This is a genomic window from Flavobacterium sp. LS1R10 (genome assembly GCF_003968825.1).
In the GTDB taxonomy this organism is placed as follows: domain Bacteria; phylum Bacteroidota; class Bacteroidia; order Flavobacteriales; family Flavobacteriaceae; genus Flavobacterium.
Map to the genome: position 1 here is coordinate 352,017 of NZ_RYDH01000002.1, position 17,071 is coordinate 369,087.

Annotated in this window: 18 protein-coding genes; 11 read left to right on the forward strand and 7 right to left on the reverse strand. The window is 34.0% G+C overall.

The features are described from left to right. The first annotated feature begins 43 nt into the window (after window positions 1–43). The 11 genes from EKL96_RS06675 (at window position 44) to EKL96_RS06725 (ending at window position 8,575) form a co-directional block, all read left to right on the forward strand. Window positions 44–265 carry a hypothetical protein gene (locus tag EKL96_RS06675; protein WP_126459863.1) on the forward strand — a complete coding sequence of 74 codons (222 nt, stop codon included), beginning with the start codon at window positions 44–46 and terminating at the stop codon, window positions 263–265. A 122-nt stretch (window positions 266–387) separates the two neighbouring features. Next, window positions 388–822 (forward strand): hypothetical protein, encoded by a 435-nt coding sequence (locus EKL96_RS06680; protein WP_199739573.1) that lies wholly within the window; start codon window positions 388–390, stop codon window positions 820–822. Window positions 823–1,097: 275 nt separating this feature from the next. Then, complete coding sequence (locus tag EKL96_RS06685; RefSeq protein ID WP_126459867.1) at window positions 1,098–1,316, forward strand: hypothetical protein; 219 nt, start codon at window positions 1,098–1,100, stop codon at window positions 1,314–1,316. 343 nt (window positions 1,317–1,659) lie between these two features. Next, window positions 1,660–2,298, forward strand: coding sequence for a porin family protein (locus tag EKL96_RS06690; protein ID WP_126459870.1), 639 nt, complete (start codon window positions 1,660–1,662; stop codon window positions 2,296–2,298). 33 nt (window positions 2,299–2,331) lie between these two features. Continuing rightward, window positions 2,332–2,484, forward strand: coding sequence for a lmo0937 family membrane protein (locus EKL96_RS06695; RefSeq protein WP_126459873.1), 153 nt, complete (start codon window positions 2,332–2,334; stop codon window positions 2,482–2,484). Between the two features lie 26 nt (window positions 2,485–2,510). Next, window positions 2,511–2,780, forward strand: a complete 270-nt coding sequence (locus tag EKL96_RS06700; RefSeq protein ID WP_126459876.1) for a YtxH domain-containing protein — start codon at window positions 2,511–2,513, stop codon at window positions 2,778–2,780. A 150-nt stretch (window positions 2,781–2,930) separates the two neighbouring features. Then, on the forward strand, window positions 2,931–3,137 hold the full coding sequence (locus EKL96_RS06705) for a histidine kinase dimerization/phospho-acceptor domain-containing protein (protein ID WP_126459879.1): 207 nt from the start codon (window positions 2,931–2,933) through the stop codon (window positions 3,135–3,137). A gap of 364 nt (window positions 3,138–3,501) precedes the next feature. Further along, entirely contained in the window at window positions 3,502–5,193 is a 1,692-nt protein-coding gene (locus EKL96_RS06710; protein ID WP_126459882.1) for an Ig-like domain-containing protein, read from the forward strand. A gap of 3 nt (window positions 5,194–5,196) precedes the next feature. Continuing rightward, on the forward strand, window positions 5,197–7,230 hold the full coding sequence (locus EKL96_RS06715) for an OmpA family protein (RefSeq protein WP_126459885.1): 2,034 nt from the start codon (window positions 5,197–5,199) through the stop codon (window positions 7,228–7,230). Between the two features lie 429 nt (window positions 7,231–7,659). Further along, window positions 7,660–8,139, forward strand: a complete 480-nt coding sequence (locus tag EKL96_RS06720; RefSeq protein WP_126459888.1) for a nuclear transport factor 2 family protein — start codon at window positions 7,660–7,662, stop codon at window positions 8,137–8,139. Continuing rightward, window positions 8,129–8,575, forward strand: coding sequence for a DinB family protein (locus tag EKL96_RS06725; protein WP_126459891.1), 447 nt, complete (start codon window positions 8,129–8,131; stop codon window positions 8,573–8,575). The genes EKL96_RS06720 and EKL96_RS06725 overlap by 11 nt, the downstream gene beginning before the upstream one ends. 585 nt (window positions 8,576–9,160) lie before the next feature. Here the strand turns inward: EKL96_RS06725 and EKL96_RS06730 are convergent. From EKL96_RS06730 to EKL96_RS06760, 7 genes are all read right to left on the reverse strand, one after another. After that, window positions 9,161–10,207 carry an o-succinylbenzoate synthase gene (locus EKL96_RS06730; RefSeq protein WP_126459894.1) on the reverse strand — a complete coding sequence of 349 codons (1,047 nt, stop codon included), beginning with the start codon at window positions 10,205–10,207 and terminating at the stop codon, window positions 9,161–9,163. A 137-nt stretch (window positions 10,208–10,344) separates the two neighbouring features. Continuing rightward, window positions 10,345–11,553: a tetratricopeptide repeat protein gene (locus EKL96_RS06735; protein WP_126459896.1), complete on the reverse strand. Its 1,209-nt coding sequence runs from the start codon at window positions 11,551–11,553 to the stop codon at window positions 10,345–10,347. 185 nt (window positions 11,554–11,738) lie between these two features. Beyond that, window positions 11,739–12,416: a metal-dependent hydrolase gene (locus EKL96_RS06740; protein ID WP_126454851.1), complete on the reverse strand. Its 678-nt coding sequence runs from the start codon at window positions 12,414–12,416 to the stop codon at window positions 11,739–11,741. A gap of 54 nt (window positions 12,417–12,470) precedes the next feature. After that, window positions 12,471–13,433: a 1,4-dihydroxy-2-naphthoate octaprenyltransferase gene (gene menA, locus EKL96_RS06745; protein ID WP_126459899.1), complete on the reverse strand. Its 963-nt coding sequence runs from the start codon at window positions 13,431–13,433 to the stop codon at window positions 12,471–12,473. Between the two features lie 85 nt (window positions 13,434–13,518). Further along, window positions 13,519–15,033, reverse strand: coding sequence for a PH domain-containing protein (locus EKL96_RS06750; RefSeq protein ID WP_126459902.1), 1,515 nt, complete (start codon window positions 15,031–15,033; stop codon window positions 13,519–13,521). Further along, complete coding sequence (locus tag EKL96_RS06755) at window positions 15,033–15,554, reverse strand: PH domain-containing protein (protein WP_126459905.1); 522 nt, start codon at window positions 15,552–15,554, stop codon at window positions 15,033–15,035. The genes EKL96_RS06750 and EKL96_RS06755 overlap by 1 nt, the downstream gene beginning before the upstream one ends. A 198-nt stretch (window positions 15,555–15,752) precedes the next feature. Next, on the reverse strand, window positions 15,753–16,583 hold the full coding sequence (locus EKL96_RS06760; protein WP_126459908.1) for a 1,4-dihydroxy-2-naphthoyl-CoA synthase: 831 nt from the start codon (window positions 16,581–16,583) through the stop codon (window positions 15,753–15,755). Between the last annotated feature and the right edge of the window lie 488 nt (window positions 16,584–17,071).

Consider the following 17,071-nt stretch of genomic DNA (forward strand, 5'->3'; position numbering starts at 1 on the left):
AGCATAAACGCATCTCCATACAATCACTTTTAAATAAAAAAAAATGAAAACAAGAACCATTGGAATCGCGATGATTTTTTTAGGAGTAATTCTGTTACTTTACAACAGCTTTAACTATGTAACCACTGAAAAAATTGTTGATATAGGCCCAATACAAATAAATAAAAAAGTAAACCATCCAATAAAATGGTTCCCCATTATAGGGGCTGTACTTGCTATTGGAGGAGTTGTTTTAATTATGAAAGACAAGAAACAAAGTAATTAATTACAAAGAATAAATTTTTTATTAATCTGTGAATATTACAAGTTTAAATAAAAGTTATTCAACAACTAATTTAATAAAAAAACTTAAATTTGTATTATATATACTCTTAAAATAAAACTAAAATGAAAATAAGTGCTGATTTAAAAAAAATATTTATGGGTGGTTTAGCAATGCTGATGCTGCTTTCGATTTCTTCATGTGGTAAAAACATTGCTTTTCAAAATTCTATTGTGGTCCCCGTAGCAAATGGCTCGGTAAATGTCACAAAAGACAGTAACAAAAATTATTTGATAAAAATAAAAATATCAGATTTAGCCGAAGTAAACAGATTACAGCCTTCAAAAAATGTTTACGTTGTCTGGATGGAAACAGACGGGGATATTGTGAGAAATATTGGTCAAATAAAAAGCGATAGCGGATTTTTGTCCTCAAAACTTAGAGCAACTTTTGAAACAGTTACAGCCTACAAGCCGTCAAAAATATTTATAACTGCTGAAGATGACGGAGATATTCAATATCCGGGGATGCAGATGATTTTGTCTACCAACAAATTTTAAATTTATAAAACCTACCTGATATGAATCCATACCTGGTAGGTTTTATTTTTAAAAAGTTACCTTTTCTTTTTTTGGAATAGCAATAATCCAAAAAAACCTTAGGACATGAAACCCGCAATAACAATTCTTACTCTGGAATAAACAACCGTATTTTGAATAAATTTACTTTATAACCACTACTTTATCAAGTATTTATTCTAATTATTAAAGATGAAATTCGTGAATTTGATTGCATCTTTTTTAAAAAAATAAAGGTTACCTTAAACTATTTTAGTATGAAAACAGAAAAACAACTTAGCGAATCTATTCTTGAAATTACGATAAAAATACACGACCAGTATCCTGAGTTATCTAAATACCTAGCGGAGATTCCCATCACTGTTCCAATTATTTCAAATCCTGAAATAAATATCCAAACATTAACAAATTACTACAAGTCTTTAGAAAATATCCTTAAAGAATACACTATTAATCACCCTAGAACTGCCAATTAATCAATTCCGGTATATGAAATGAATGAGGCAAAATACATGTGGCTCTAAGCCTTAGTCTGTAACCCGTGAATAATGTAACTAATCCTAAAAGTTATGTAATCGTTTTTAGGTATAAAGAGCTGAACTTTGTAAAGTGACAATTCTTTCACAGGTAATTATCAATAAAGCGGAATGAATCAGATTTAAAAGGAAATTGGAAAGACAAAAATAAAAATCAAAAGAAAAATTTGGAGATTGAAAAAAGTGTGAATAATATAAACTTATCAAAAAGTATTGTAACATAATTATTTTGAAACAGTTGCATCTTTGCAAAGAACAATTTTTTAATTAAAAAATTAAACAAATGAAAAAATCAAAATCAATTATTTTAGCTTCACTATTTGTAAGCCTTATCACTTTTACAACTATTGAAGCACAAGAAAAAACAGCTTCTTTTGGTTTTAAAGGAGGATTAAATTTCTCAAATCTTTACACGGATAATGTAGATGACAATAATGTATTAACAGGTTTTAATGCCGGTTTATATGCTAAGCTTCCCATTACTAATGCTATTGCTATTCAGCCTGAGATTAACTATACCACAAAAGGAGCAGAACTGGTGTACAACAATTCTTTTGCTAACGGAACAGCTAAATTCAATGTCAATTATATTGAAGTACCAGTCTTATTGGTAATGAATCTTACCGATAATTTTAATGTCCATGTTGGGCCTTATGCCGCTTATATGGTAAGTGGTAAAACAACCAATGATTCTAACTTATTTAGTTCCGAAAGTGAATTAGACACCAATGATTTCAATAAGTTTGACGCCGGTATCTCCGGAGGTATTGGTATCGATTTAGATGTTGCAAACTTTGGAGTACGATATAATTATGGTTTAACCAAAGTAGGAAAAGAAAGAAATTATTCCGGTACTAATTACACTTATCCTGATGCAAAAAATAGCGTATTGAGCGTATATGTGGGACTTAGACTTAACTAGAAATTAAAATATTAATCATTAAAAACTAAAATCATGAGCAATCTATTATATACCATAGCCGTAATTTTAATTATCTTTTGGGCGGTTGGGTTCTTCGCATACAGCGCGGGATCAATTATTCACATCCTTTTGGTTATAGCTGTAATAGCAGTGATATTGAGACTGATAAAAGGCCGAGGAATTTAAATTCATTGTTATTAAAAATAAACATTATGAAAGCAGATAAAATTATATTAGGAGTATTAGGAGGAGTTGCCGTAGGAGCATTATTAGGAGTCTTGTTTGCGCCTGAAAAAGGAGAAAAAACAAGAAGAAAAATCATGGACAAAAGCAATGATTATGCTGATGAACTAAAAGGCAAATTAGACTCTTTATTAGGGACAATAACTCAAAAGTATGAGAAAATTTGGAACGAAGGCGAAAATTTAATTGGCAAGGGAGAAACTAAATTTGTAGAAGCTAAAAAGGAATTTAAAATTTAAAATTTTTAAATTACAGTTACAAAAAGATTCTCAATATCAATTTGTTCCAATTTTCAGTGTGGAAAACAATGTAACTACAGTATAAATGCTTTTTAAAAAAGCAAAAGAAACCATAAAGAATATATAAAAGGTCTTGAAGAAATGATCTTCATGACCTCGCATAGAGTGAGGCAACCTATTGCCAATATCATTGGGTTAGCCAATTTACTTGAGGAATCTATAAATTCCCCAAATGAATTAAAGGAATTTTCAGAGTACATAAAACAATCTACCATAGCGCTGGATATTTTTACAAATGAATTGACAACATTTATTTTTGCATTAGAAAAAAAAGGTAAAAAGAAAAAAAAGACATAAACAGATTATATTCGTATTATTTACAAATCAAGAATGAAAATTCTTGATTTTTTTTATGTCTTTTTTTAAAATTAATTTTTGCATTTTACGCTATTTACTTTTTTGAACTTAAAATTGAACATCGATATAAAACTACAAAAAAGCTTTTAAACTGTAAAGAGATCCTGTAAAAGGCCACTATTCTCTTTTAATATTGCGTTAAGCAAACACAAAATATAACTAATTGATTTTTAATACATAAAAGTAAAGATGACAATTTACAAGAGTAAATCTTGCAAGTAATTTCGCTAATTCCATAACATATTCCTACTTTAATAAACTCACCTTTGTCTGCATATAACTTAATCCCCTAAATAAACAAAAAATGAAAATTAAAAATTTATTAGTAACTTTTGCAATACTATTTATTGCATTAATTTCTGGTTGCGCTAAGGATGACTTTCAAGAAATTGATGGTGTTTGTCCAGAAGTTGTCTCGACAAGCCCTGAAAATGGAGCTATTAATGTAGCACTAGACAAATCGATTACCGTTATTTTCAATGAGGAGATGAACGCATCAACTTTTAACCAATCCTCTTTTACTTTACAAGGCTCCACTTTAGTTACAGGAACTGTTTCATTCAGTGGAACAACTGCTACACTTGATCCTACATCCCCATTATCTGCGAACACAACCTATACCGGTAAAATTAAAACATCCGTTAAAGATGTAATGGGAAATGCATTACAAGTAGACTATGTTTGGACATTTAGTACCGGATCTACAGTTACTCCAATGGTAATAGAAACAGATCCGTTGAACAATGCCACCAATGTATTTCTGAATAAAGTGGTTGCGGCAGAGTTCAATATGCCAATGAATCAAGCGACTGTAAACGCTACCAATTTCACCTTAAAACAAGGCGCTAATTCCGTTGCTGGTACGGTTACTTATAACGGAACAAAAGCTTATTTTGTACCTAGTATTCCTTTAACTGTCAATACCGTCTATACAAGTACGATCACAACTGGAGTCAAAAATATACAAGGAACATCACTTACAAATAACTTTGTTTGGACATTTACCACAGGCGCCACTAGTGGACCTTCAGTAGTCACTACAGATCCTGAAAATAATTCTTCTGGTGTTGCTCTGAATAAAACTATTACTGCTGGTTTTAGTGTAGAAATGGATCCTACTACTATTAGTAATTCTACCTTTACTTTAAAAAATGGTACTACAGCGGTAGCAGGAGCTATTTCCTATTCAGGGACTACACTTTCCTTTATTCCTACAAGCCCACTTACAGCAGGGACTACTTATACCGCAACAATTAGTACAGCTGCTAAAAATTTAGCGGGTACTCCTCTGGCAAACGATTACGTTTGGAACTTTAGTACTAGTTCAAACTTGGTTGGAAATACAGTAAATCTTGGATCAGCAGAAAGATTTGGAATTTTATCCGGTGTTGGAGTAAGTAATAATGCAGGTTTCAGTGTAATTAATAATATGGATGTGGGTATCAGTCCTGGTGTTCGTTCTTCAATAACAGGCTTTCCTCCCGCAGTTATAATAAATGGTGCTATTTATGCTTCTGATGATACTGCCCCTGTAGGGATTGCTGCCCTGCTAACACAAGCAAAACTAGACCTGACTAATGCATATCTTTTTGCAGAAGGAGCTTCTTATAGTGCGCCAATAACTGTATCCGGTGATCAGGGCGGAAAAACACTTGTTGCAGGTATATACAAATCAACATCCACACTTTTAGTACAAAATGGAGATTTGACTCTTACCGGTTCTGCAACTGACGTTTGGATCTTCCAAGTCGCATCTGCTTTTACTACTGTTGGTGGTGCAGGTGGAAATATAAAACTTAGTGGTGGAGCACTTGCTAAGAATGTGTATTGGCAAACGGGAAGTTCTGCAACTATTGGAAACTACACAAAATTTGAAGGGAATATATTAGCCTTGCAATCTATAACAATGGGAGCATATTCAACTGCAAATGGCAGAATGCTTGCTCGAAATGGAGCAGTAGTAATGACGCACACAAATATAATCTCTAAACCGTAAAAAATGAAAACTAAAAATAATTTCAAAATGGGATCATGCGCTGCATGGTCCCCTAATAATCTGAATTTCAAAAGTGTTGCGATAGTTGCTTTGACATGGTGGAGCATTCAAACCCAAGTTCAGGCACAAGAAACACTAGTAGTAAAATATGCAAAACCTACTTGGCTTTTTGGAGCTGCAGCTGGTGCCAATTTTAATTTTTATCGCGGTTCAACAAATCAGTTGAATGCTAATTTCACACCACCCGCTACTTTCCATGAGGGAGACGGTATTGGACTTTTCATTGCGCCGCTTGTAGAATACAGGCCTGCTGATTCCAGATGGGGCATCATGTTTCAAGCAGGTTATGACAGCCGTAAAGGTTCTTTTGACCCCGTTACTACCGCATGTGACTGTCCTGCAGATTTATCTACTGATCTTAGTTACATCACCGTGGAACCCAGCGTACGTTTTGCTCCGTTCAAATCTAATTTCTATGTGTATGGAGGCCCGCGTTTAGCTTTCAACTTAGACAAATCATTTACCTATCAATTGGGCACTAATACGGCATTTCCGGATCAAGAGCCTTCTCCTGAAATAAGAGGTGATTTTAGTGCCATTAACAAAACAATTTTATCTCTTCAAATTGGAGCTGGATATGACATTCCGCTATCTTCAGACAGCAACAAAACACAATTTATATTGTCGCCTTTTGTCGCTTTCCAACCCTATTTTGGTCAAGATCCACGTGCTACAGAAACATGGAACAATACTACTGTCAGAGCTGGTGTTGCGCTCAAATTTGGACAAGGGAAAAATATTCAGGAAGCAACAGATCTGGCTAAGGACCGTGAAGTACAGTTCTCCGTAAATTCTCCTAGTAATGTTCCGGGAGAAAGAAGAATGACAGAGATTTTCCCACTTAGAAACTATGTGTTTTTTAATCAAGGATCTACTGAAATTCCAAGTCGTTATGTTGTATTAACGAAAGACCAAGTAAAAGACTTCAAAGAAGACCAACTGGAAGTTTTTGTTCCAAAAAAATTGTCTGATCGTTCTAAACGTCAAATGACTGTGTATTATAATGTATTGAACATTCTGGGTGATCGAATGCAAAAAAATCCTACAGCTACAATTATCTTGGTAGGTTCGTCAGAAAAAGGATCCCAAGAGGGTTTAGTAATGGCAGCATCAATCAAAACTTATCTAGTATATATATTTGCTATTGATCCGTCTAGAATCATGACTAAAGGTCAAGACAAACCAACTATACCTTCTGAACAACCAGGCGGAACTCAAGAACTAGTCTTACTTCGTGAAGGCGATCGCAGAGTTTCTATCGAAAGTAATTCACCGGATTTACTAATGGAATTTCAAAGTGGACCTGATGCGCAATTAAAACCTGTACAAATAATAGCACTACAAGAAGCTCCTATTGAAAGCTATGTTAGCTTCAACAATAAAGGAGCCGGTGAAGCCTTATCTTCATGGTCATTACAAATTACTGATGAGCAAGGTACGGTTCAAAATTTTGGACCATATACTCAAGACGAAGTTAAAATTCCTGGGAAAGCAATTTTAGGGAGCCGTCCAGAAGGTGATTACACCGTAAAAATGATTGGTCAAACTAAAAGTGGTAAAATTGTAGAAAAAGAAACTCCTGTTCACATGGTACTTTGGACTCCTGCAAAAATGGAGGAAGGCACCAGATATAGTATTATTTATGAATTTAATAAATCTAAAGCAATTGGTATCTATGAAAAATACCTTAGCGAAGTAGTAACCCCACAAATACCTGTTGGCGCAACAGTACTAATTCACGGTCATACTGATAGTATTGGTGAAGAAACCTACAATCAAAACTTGTCTTTAGCCCGTGCTAACGATGTGAAAGGGATCCTTGAAAAAGGGTTATCTAAAGCCGGTAGGAATGACGTAAAATTTGAAGTAACCGGAGAGGGCGAGAATGAAAATAATTCTCCTTTTGAAAACAAAACCCCTGAAGAACGTTTTTACAACCGTACCGTCATAATTGATATAATGCCCGCTATTAAATAAGTAAAATGCACGTATTATAAATTGACAAAGAGGGTAGAAACGCAAAGTTCTATCCTCTTTTTTTGTGCTGAAATTTATTTCAGATATCATGAATAGAAATTCATTTTCATAATTAAGTAGCAAGAAAGATATATTCTCGCAATTATTAAAGAAAATTTTTGCAACAGATTGGGCTGATTAAAAATATTTTAAAGCTATGAAGCGCATTAATCTATGCAAATCTGTGAAATCTATGGAAAGAAATGAAGATCTTTATTACTATTTTAGTCCCAAATTAATACCAATTTTTTTGAATTAATTTATTAGTTCTGAATCTTATAATTTTACAAAGTAAAGGTAAATTAGACGTAGTCCCTTTCCAATTTTGATTTTAAACACTTACTTTTCGTAAAAATTTTAGTATTTTTACTTTTCACTTTATTTAAAAACATGACCGAAAACGAGAAAATCCTTACCAAATTCTATAGTGCTATTGCAAATGCAGATTCACCAACAATGTGTAACTGTTATGATTCCAGTATTCAATTTCGTGATCCAGTTTTTGGTCTATTAAAGGGAAATAATGTTTGCCTAATGTGGAAAATGCTCCTCGAAAAAAGCAAAGGAAATATTACAATTAAATTCTCTGCGGTCAAGGCTGATGACTATATTGGCTCCGTACAATTTATAGCTACCTACAATTTCAGTAAGACTAATAGAAAAGTAGTAAATCGTATTCAGGCACAATTTCAGTTTAAAGACGGATTAATTATAAAACACACCGATGATTTTGATATTTTTAAATGGTCCAAACAAGCTTTTGGAATCACCGGATACCTACTAGGCTGGACTGGTTTTTTTCATAAAAAAATTCAAGAGCAAGCCCTTTTATCATTAAAAAAATATAAAGAAACTCAACATGCTGATTGACACCCTGAAAATGCTTTTCATTAGAGATTTAAACATTCTGAAATCCGAAATTGAATCGTATGAAAACGAAAGTGATATTTGTAAAACACAAAAAGGAATCGCTAATTCAGCCGGAAATCTATGCTTGCATATTATAGGAAATCTCAACACATATATTGGAGCCCAATATGGAAAGACGGGTTATATAAGAAACAGACCATTAGAATTTTCACTTAAAGATATTTCAAGAGCAGAATTATTATCAAAAATCGAAGAAACGATAGTTATCCTTGTCAATGCACTTAATACCCTCTCAGAAGAAGATTTGAAAATGGAATATCCACTTTTAGTTTTAAAGAACAAAACTTCAACTGAGTTCATACTCCTCCATTTGACCACGCACCTTGCCTATCATTTGGGACAAATTAATTACCACAGGCGATTATTGGACGCTTAAATATTTACCACAATATTCAATTTACTGTAATTCGATTAGTTATAACAAACATCTTACTCGCAAATAAATATAAAATACGAATAAGAGATAACGACTATAATGTAATATTGATATCCAATCCTCTAAAACTCCCATCCCGGTTCAGTCCACTAAAAAATATTCTGTTTTAGAAATTCTTCAGTTTATAAGTAATAACCATGGTATAATGTCGTATTTTAAAATCAGGATAAAATTATGTAACAATCTGATTTAAGGATGTTTTACTTAAAGTTAATTCTTTTGACTTTACGACTTTTAAACTTTCGACTTACTTAACGTTGTCCGCATTAATATTCTATTTTAGAAAAACACTATTTATTCCGTTATGTTTTGCTTTACTCATTAGTTTTATTCTATATCCTGTTTGTAAGTGGATTGAAAAAAAGGAATACAAAAAGGATTAGCTATCTTTATTTGTATTTTAGAACCTCACTTTTGGCAGGTCCCGTTATTTATTTATTATAAAATTGATAGCGGACCGCACTCCTAGTTAGAAGACATTATCCGTTTTGTTAGGAGAGGGCGAACAAAAAAAGACGAGATAATCTATTTCAAAAGAGCAAAATCAAACGCCCAGTCCAACTCCTTTTTATACCACAATTGCCCTTGTGAAACTTCCAGCGGACAGTCAAAATTATTCGTATAAAGCGATCCGGTTCCTAATCCCTGAGGCATTGCAGTGTGTTGCAAAAAAGTCCATTGCGCAATCGCATTTAGTCCAATATTACTCTCCAAAGCAGAGGTAATCCACCACCCGATTTTATGCTTTTCAGCCAATGAAATCCATTCTTGCGTGCCTCGAAAACCACCTACAAAACTAGGCTTCAAAATGATGTATTGCGGCTTGATTTTCGTAAGTAATTGCTTTTTATCTGCCAAAGTAAACACACCGATCAGCTCTTCATCCAAAGCAATAGGAAAAGGAGCTTTTTTACACAGATCTGCCATCCTGTCAGTATGGTTTTTTTGTATCGGTTGCTCTATACTATGTAATTTAAATTCAGATAGTTGAATTAATTTATTTAAAGCTAAAGTTACATCAAAAGCACCGTTCGCATCCACCCGAATTTCGACTTGTTCCGGAGTAAAATGTTCCCGAATAAACCGTAATAACTGTAGTTCTTTATCAAAATCTATTGCTCCAATTTTGAGTTTGATGCATCTAAAACCCTGCGCTAATTTTTCCTCGATTTGCTGCTTCATAAACGCCTCTTCACCCATCCAAACTAAACCGTTTATCAGGATGGATTTTGTACCGTTTGTGAATTCAGATGGAAAGAGGAAAAAAGGGTTTTCACTCTCCAAAGATCGGAACGCCATTTCCACTCCAAATTGTATCGAAGGAAACTCTAATAACGCTTCCCAAAGCTGATCTTTTCCTAAGTGAATATTATCGCAAGTCCACTGCAATTTTTCTTCATAATCCGGTCGGTCATCAATACTCAATCCGCGAAGGATTCCGCACTCTCCTATTCCCTTTTTACCGTCTTGTTCCAAAACAATAAACCAAGTTTCTTTTTCCGTCATAACGCCACGAGAAGTTCCAGATGGACGTTTGAAATTAAGAATGTATTTGTGGTAGGTTGCTTTCAAGAAATTATGAATTATGAGTTATTTCAATCTAGTAAACTTATATCTGAATTATTTTATTAAAATTTAGATGCCTTACATGGTAAAAAGAATTGTTGCTTCTTTAAAACATATAAGGCATATAAGCTTTAAAGTTCGATTTATTTATCCATTAACTTCAAAACTCTTTCAAAATCATCATTTTTAATCCCAACTTTCTTAAAAGCTGCGAAATCTTGTTTTACTTTTTGAGTCCAACTCAAACTATCCGTTACGTTTTGCGATTGATACTCTTTATAAATGGCTTTTGCAGACGAAAAATTATCATTCAATAAATACGCGTGTGCTAAATTCAATTGTATCAATAACTCGGTATTATCAAGTTTTTCGCCTTCTTTCAGGAATTTAATTGCTTTGCCGTATTGCTTCGTCAAAACATAACTGCTACCTATCGCATTATAATCCAAAGCAGTTGCTTTTCCATCATTGATAATCGTTGTCAATTTCGTGATTGCCTCACCTTGCATTCCTTGTTTAGCCAACATAGCGGCTTGCTTACGCAAATCGTCATACACACTTTTTGAAAGACTTGTTTCACCAAAGCAACTATTCCCAAAATCCCTGAACGCCTTAGTGCGCTCTACAGCTAATAATTTCTGGAATTCCTTAAACTTGTACTTGGTTTGGATTTTATCGAGAATACAAACACAAAAATCATCTGAATTGGTCATTTTTTGAGCCAAATTAGAAGTTTTGCATTGATCGATGATTGCTTTTCTGTTTGCTAAAGTCCATCCGCGACTGAGTTTATTATCGACCCACGGCACGACTTCGAGAATGATTTTTTGGTTCATGATCCAGTTTTTACTTTCGAAACCAAACCATAAATTTCCCGAATTCGATCGCATACAAGTAGATTTCTCAGTAGAAAGTCGTTTGGCATCTTTACTCACCGGCGTGTCTTGAACCAAACAAGCATCATCCGTTTTGCCACTTTCTTTATATTGCATGGCTAATTCATCGCTAGAGAAAACAGCATACTTGCATTTATCATCACCTGATATTTTCGACAAGATAAAAACTGCTCCTGCTGAACCTTGACTGATTCCTGTTGGGTCTGGAATAGCTTTTAAAACCGAAACTAAACTGCCTACCATTTGCTGATTTTTATCCAAAAGCGTTATTCTGTATACGACCTCGGTAGTTCCTTCAGGGAAATCTTGAGTTTTTATAACGATTCTATCTCTGGCGGAAACTGTAATTTCTTCGGTTGTAGCACGGGTTTTATCCCAATAGCCATCTTTCTGAGAAAAAATAGTATTTGTTGAAATTAGAAACAGAAATAAAAAAATGAAATTCTTTTTTTGCATGATTGATATAAAATTTAAACACCAGAGTGAACAACGTTTTAGTAAAATTAACTACGAAGTTTGGTACCGGCAAACCCTAGCCCAGATAGAAGTAAAAATCCTTTTATCACCCTGTCAGGGTTTCAAACCCTGACAGGGTGATAAAAGATTGCAACGGATAGCTGGATTAGCTTCAAATAAAAAAATTACAACTCTATGGAACTTCCTATCTCTAACAACATGAGATCTTTTCCTTTATTGAAAAATTTACGAATAGCATCTTCATGATCAATTTCGATATAACCGAAAGTGTCGTAATGATACCCCAGAATTTTATCGCAATCCAAGAAATCAGAAGCGACAATAGCATCTTCAACATCCATGGTAAAATTATCACCTATGGGCAGAATGGCTAAATCGAGTTTGGTCCGCATAGGAATGAGTTTCATATCCATAGTAAGCGCTGTATCACCAGCAATGTAGATGTTTTTATGTTCCCCTTCAATGACAAAACCGCCAGGATTTCCTCCATAACTGCCATCAGGAAACGAACTGGAATGAATGGCATTTACATATTTCAGTTTTCCAAAATCGAAATTCCAGCTTCCACCGTGATTCATAGGATGCGATTGAAAGCCTTTTGCACCATAATAACCGGCAATTTCAGCGTTAGAAACAATTACCGCATTCGTTCTTTTAGCTATCGCATCGACATCCAGAATATGGTCTCCGTGAGCATGTGTCACTAAAATATAATCGGCTTTTAACGTATCAATGTCAATGTGAGCTGCATTGGGATTTGCAGAAATGTACGGATCTACAATAATATGTTTGCCGCCAACTTCTATCCCTAATGCCCCGTGACCGTAAAATGTTATTTTCATCTTTTTAAATTTAAAAATAGAATGATTAAAGGATTCCGTATTTAGATTATTATTTTATCTCCCCCCTAAAAAAGTGTTTACAATTATATCCGAAAAGAAATAAATCATACCTAATGACAATAAAATTGAAAGTGCAAAAGTACTCAATGCCAGTTTTTTTAATTCAGGATCTAATTCCTTAGGATTTTGGTTTTTATAGACGGTAATTAAATGTTTAGTCAAAGGGATATACGACAATAAAAACAAGTATTGATCAAAGTGAAAATCATCTGTAATTGCAAAAATCAATACTAAAACCATCGCGGTTACAATCAGAATATAATGGTATATTTTAGCTTTGGCACCGCCAATTTTTACGACAATCGTGTTTTTATTTGATTTTTTATCTGATGCTTCGTCTCGCATATTATTCAGATTTAAAACACCTACACTCAATAATCCAATGGCTATTGCAGGTAAAACCAACAACGCATCCAATTGTTTAGAATATAAAAAATTCACTCCTAAAGTGCTCACCAATCCAAAAAATACAAAGACAAATACATCGCCAAATCCACGGTAACCATATGCCGTATTCCCAACCGTATAGCGAATCGCAGAGACAATTGAAAGAATTCCCAAAACCAAATAAAACAAGGAAAACCATAAATTTGTATCTCTAAACGCATAATAAATCAATAGCATCGCTGAAAGCAACGTCAAAGCTGATGTTATGATCATGGCGCGTTTCATGGCTTGCGGAGTAATCACACCGCTTTGTATGGCTCGTTTTGGTCCTACCCGATCTTCATTGTCCGTTCCTTTCATTCCGTCACCGTAATCATTGGCAAAATTGGACAGTATTTGCAATCCTAATGTTGTCAATATTGCAAAACCAAACAATCGCCAGTTAAAGACTTCCGTAGGCGTTAATATGTTATCTGTTGGGTTTGCCAAAGCGTACATACTTCCAACTATTATTCCAGAAACCGATAAGGGTAAGGTTCGTAAACGTGCGGCTTCAATCCAATGTTTCATATTTTTTTATTTAAAAGTTTGAAGTTTAAAACTTAAGCTTTATTGTAAAAAACAACTTTAAACCTTAAACTTTAAACCATTTTATTTACATCCAATTGCTATCGGAAGTTTCTATTTCGTACAACCAAAAATTAACTTGTTGTTGTAGTACTGAATAATTCCCTAATTGAAAAGCGATATTTCCTCCTGCGGTATGCAATGTTATGGAACCAATATCCAACTTTTTATGCCAAAAAAGCTGCGACGTTGTAATCGCTTGTATTTTACTGGGTTCAATAATATCATTGCTCACATCCCAAGCGCCACTTTGCTTTATTATAAAATTCTCGTGGACAAACAATCGGTCATTTTTGAATTTAAAATACTGGATTGCTCCAATAAAAATCACATAAATTGGCATCACATAATTATATTCAAAAATTATAGGTTCAATCCAATGACCAACTGCCATAAAACCAAACAAAGGTAATCCTATTGAAAGAATAACAGAAAAAACAAGTTTACGAAAATTAGGCTGAAGCATTACTCCCTTTTCAGGAATTTGATGAAATAATAACGTCAATATGGAATCTCTTTCGGCTTCACTGCATCCAGGAATTTCTATTATTGATTTCCGTTCTTCCTTTTCACCCCCGGTAGCTTGTTTGATTTGTAGTTCTAAAATTCCCATTTTTTTTTGGAAATAATTTCTGGTAACGGACGTGATCTGAACTTTTTCAGGTTTGATTATAGTGCTTTTCGTATTCAACAAGCCAAAAGACAACAACAAAGATCCTTTTTGTCTCGCTATTCTATAATCATAATATTTAAAAACCGTACGGATCACATTTACAACCAGAACCACAACAAACAACAACAGTATTGATATTAAAATAGTTTGCAACACTACATTTTTATCAATGTATAATCCTACTTTATCCTTATAAGCATTGCTTTCTTCTCCAAAATTTTGAAAATTCTCATATATAGTACTAAAAAAAATTACCAATAGAGCGATACTTCTGCCATAATTAGATGTAATTCCAACTTTCAGCAAACTCAAAAAACTGATTTTAATAAAAGGATGCGCAGCTTCAAATAGTTTTTGCTCGGTTTCCTCCAATACAGTTTCTTCAGCGCCAATTTCATTCTTTATATCTTCATTTTCTAACAAACGAAATTTCAATTCCAAAGCCAGTTCTTGCGAAATCGCTTGAATAGCACCTTCTTTTTTATTGCTTCCGGCTGTGTCTACATCCAATTCATAAACTCCAATTAATTTTTGAATAAAAGACTGATTGATATTTACCTGTTGGATTTTACGCAGCTGAATCGCGGTTTTGGTTTTATTGAAAACGCCATCTGTAATTATAAATTCCTGATTTTCGGCATCCAAAAAGAAAGTGAAATTCAGGTATTTCAAATAAGAAACAACTCCAACACTCACAAAGAGGGCAAGCATCCCAAAGAAAAAATACAATTTATTAACCTCATCAAACTTGAAAATCCAAATCACAATCATAGGCCACAACGCTCTGGCGTAATACTGAAGCGTGTAAAAAAACATCACTAAAATCCCTATTGAAGATTGCCTCTGTGGCTGACTAAAATCGGCTCCCATTACAATTGCTTTTGTATTTTACCCATCAACAACTGTTTGATATTTTCCGCTTGTTCTTTTTCAATTCCGGGAATTTCAATATCACTGGAATTTCCGCCAGCAGTAAAAATTTCAATTTTGGCCAAACCAAAATAACGTGAAATCAGTCCTTCATGCAATGCCACATGTTGCACTCTGTTATAAGGAATTACAATCGTATTTGTAGCAATTATTCCGTGTCTGAAAAGCACATCGTGTTCCCTGAATGCAAATCCTTTTTTATGGAATCCAATAATAGAAAACACTACCAACAAAGCTGAGAATACGGGAATAACAGCTCCTATAATCAACCAGACTCTTCCTGAAAACAGTTCCGGTTTAAATGTTGAAATCAATATTGGAACAAGAATAAGTATGCAAATAAATAACGCCAAATTAATCAATACTACCCTAATATATTTAGGATGTAAATTCATAAAAGTGACTTTCTCAAATTTTGGAAGTTGGCCCGTATCAATTGTTTCGTTTGTGAAATTTTCCATTTATAAATTTTAGTTTTTTTTGCCAAAAAGAGGCTTTCTTTTTTGCCACAAAGACCACTAAGGCGCGACGTTTTTATTTGAGTCTTTTGAGTCTGATTACTGAAACTGTTAATGAGATTTCTTCTTCGTCGAAATGACAAATTACGACTGCGTTCTTGATGGCGACCGACTACTGAACACTAATAACTGAATACTCAATTACGGCAACCATTTTTTCTCAAAATTCGGCTTTCTTTTTTCCAAGAATGCATTCCTGCCTTCTTTAGCTTCTTCTGTCATATAGGCAAGTCTAGTGGCCTCACCGGCAAAAACCTGTTGTCCCACCATTCCATCATCCGTAAGATTCATCGCAAATTTTAGCATTTTAATAGCCATTGGAGATTTTTGCAAGATTTCCTGCGCCCATTCGTAAGCCGTATTTTCTAATTCAGCGTGAGGAATCACAGCGTTCACCATTCCCATATCCATAGCATCCTGAGCCGAATAATTGCGTCCCAAAAAGAAAATTTCACGTGCTTTTTTCTGTCCCACCATTTTAGCTAAATAAGCTGAACCATATCCACCATCAAAACTGGTTACATCGGCATCAGTTTGTTTGAAAATAGCGTGTTCTTTACTTGCCAAAGTCAAATCGCAGACCACATGTAAACTATGTCCGCCGCCTACAGCCCATCCAGGAACTACGGCGATAACTACTTTTGGCATGAATCGGATTAAGCGTTGTACTTCTAAGATGTTCAAACGATGCTGTCCGTCATCGCCTACATATCCTTGATGACCACGTGCGTTTTGATCGCCTCCGCTACAAAAAGAATATACGCCATCCTTAGAAGAAGGTCCTTCGGCAGAAAGTAAAACTACTCCAATTGAAGTATCTTCCTGCGCATCATAAAAGGCATTATACAATTCAGCTGTCGTTTTTGGACGAAATGCATTGCGCACATCCGGCCTGTTAAAAGCAATTCTGGCAACGCCATTGCATTTCTTATAAGTGATATCTTCGTATTCTTTAGCAGTAATCCAATCCATTACAATTGATTTTAATTATTATAGTGTAAAAATAAATCATTTTTTACATTTTATCTATTCTATTTAGACAAGCTTATGGTAATATTTCTCTCATTAAAGGCTTTGTAATGTTAAAAAACGACCAAAAAATAGCGTTTTAACAGTTGGGAATCCAAATTATTTCTAACTTTATAATCAGCTAATCAGATAAATACGAATTATTTATCTCATTTAATTATTGATTTTTCACTGATTTATTAACCTAAAAAAAGAATGTATTGAATATCATTAAAAATGTTGTCACTCGTTTTTCTACGGTAATAACTTATAACACTATTTCAAAAGCCCTGATTAACGAGTTTATGAGAAAATCATTTGCTTCAGCAGTAAAAATAAAAGTAACACCCACGGTTAACTAAAGAGCTATTTTTCTTGTTCTTGCATAAGTGAGACATTAATAAACAATTGTTTAGAAAATTATCTTCCAATATATATAAAACCAGTGGCTT

Excerpts from the sequence above, each read along its gene's own strand:
- EKL96_RS06675 (WP_126459863.1), top strand. The coding sequence starts at position 44 with ATGAAAACAAGAACCATTGGAATCGCGATGATTTTTTTAGGAGTAATT.
- EKL96_RS06680 (WP_199739573.1), top strand. The coding sequence starts at position 388 with ATGAAAATAAGTGCTGATTTAAAAAAAATATTTATGGGTGGTTTAGCA.
- EKL96_RS06685 (WP_126459867.1), top strand. The coding sequence starts at position 1,098 with ATGAAAACAGAAAAACAACTTAGCGAATCTATTCTTGAAATTACGATA.
- EKL96_RS06690 (WP_126459870.1), top strand. The coding sequence starts at position 1,660 with ATGAAAAAATCAAAATCAATTATTTTAGCTTCACTATTTGTAAGCCTT.
- EKL96_RS06695 (WP_126459873.1), top strand. The coding sequence starts at position 2,332 with ATGAGCAATCTATTATATACCATAGCCGTAATTTTAATTATCTTTTGG.
- EKL96_RS06700 (WP_126459876.1), top strand. The coding sequence starts at position 2,511 with ATGAAAGCAGATAAAATTATATTAGGAGTATTAGGAGGAGTTGCCGTA.
- EKL96_RS06705 (WP_126459879.1), top strand. The coding sequence starts at position 2,931 with ATGACCTCGCATAGAGTGAGGCAACCTATTGCCAATATCATTGGGTTA.
- EKL96_RS06710 (WP_126459882.1), top strand. The coding sequence starts at position 3,502 with ATGAAAATTAAAAATTTATTAGTAACTTTTGCAATACTATTTATTGCA.
- EKL96_RS06715 (WP_126459885.1), top strand. The coding sequence starts at position 5,197 with ATGAAAACTAAAAATAATTTCAAAATGGGATCATGCGCTGCATGGTCC.
- EKL96_RS06720 (WP_126459888.1), top strand. The coding sequence starts at position 7,660 with ATGACCGAAAACGAGAAAATCCTTACCAAATTCTATAGTGCTATTGCA.
- EKL96_RS06725 (WP_126459891.1), top strand. The coding sequence starts at position 8,129 with ATGCTGATTGACACCCTGAAAATGCTTTTCATTAGAGATTTAAACATT.
- EKL96_RS06735 (WP_126459896.1), bottom strand. The coding sequence starts at position 11,553 with ATGCAAAAAAAGAATTTCATTTTTTTATTTCTGTTTCTAATTTCAACA.
- EKL96_RS06740 (WP_126454851.1), bottom strand. The coding sequence starts at position 12,416 with ATGAAAATAACATTTTACGGTCACGGGGCATTAGGGATAGAAGTTGGC.
- menA (WP_126459899.1), bottom strand. The coding sequence starts at position 13,433 with ATGAAACATTGGATTGAAGCCGCACGTTTACGAACCTTACCCTTATCG.
- EKL96_RS06750 (WP_126459902.1), bottom strand. The coding sequence starts at position 15,033 with ATGGGAGCCGATTTTAGTCAGCCACAGAGGCAATCTTCAATAGGGATT.
- EKL96_RS06755 (WP_126459905.1), bottom strand. The coding sequence starts at position 15,554 with ATGGAAAATTTCACAAACGAAACAATTGATACGGGCCAACTTCCAAAA.
- EKL96_RS06760 (WP_126459908.1), bottom strand. The coding sequence starts at position 16,583 with ATGGATTGGATTACTGCTAAAGAATACGAAGATATCACTTATAAGAAA.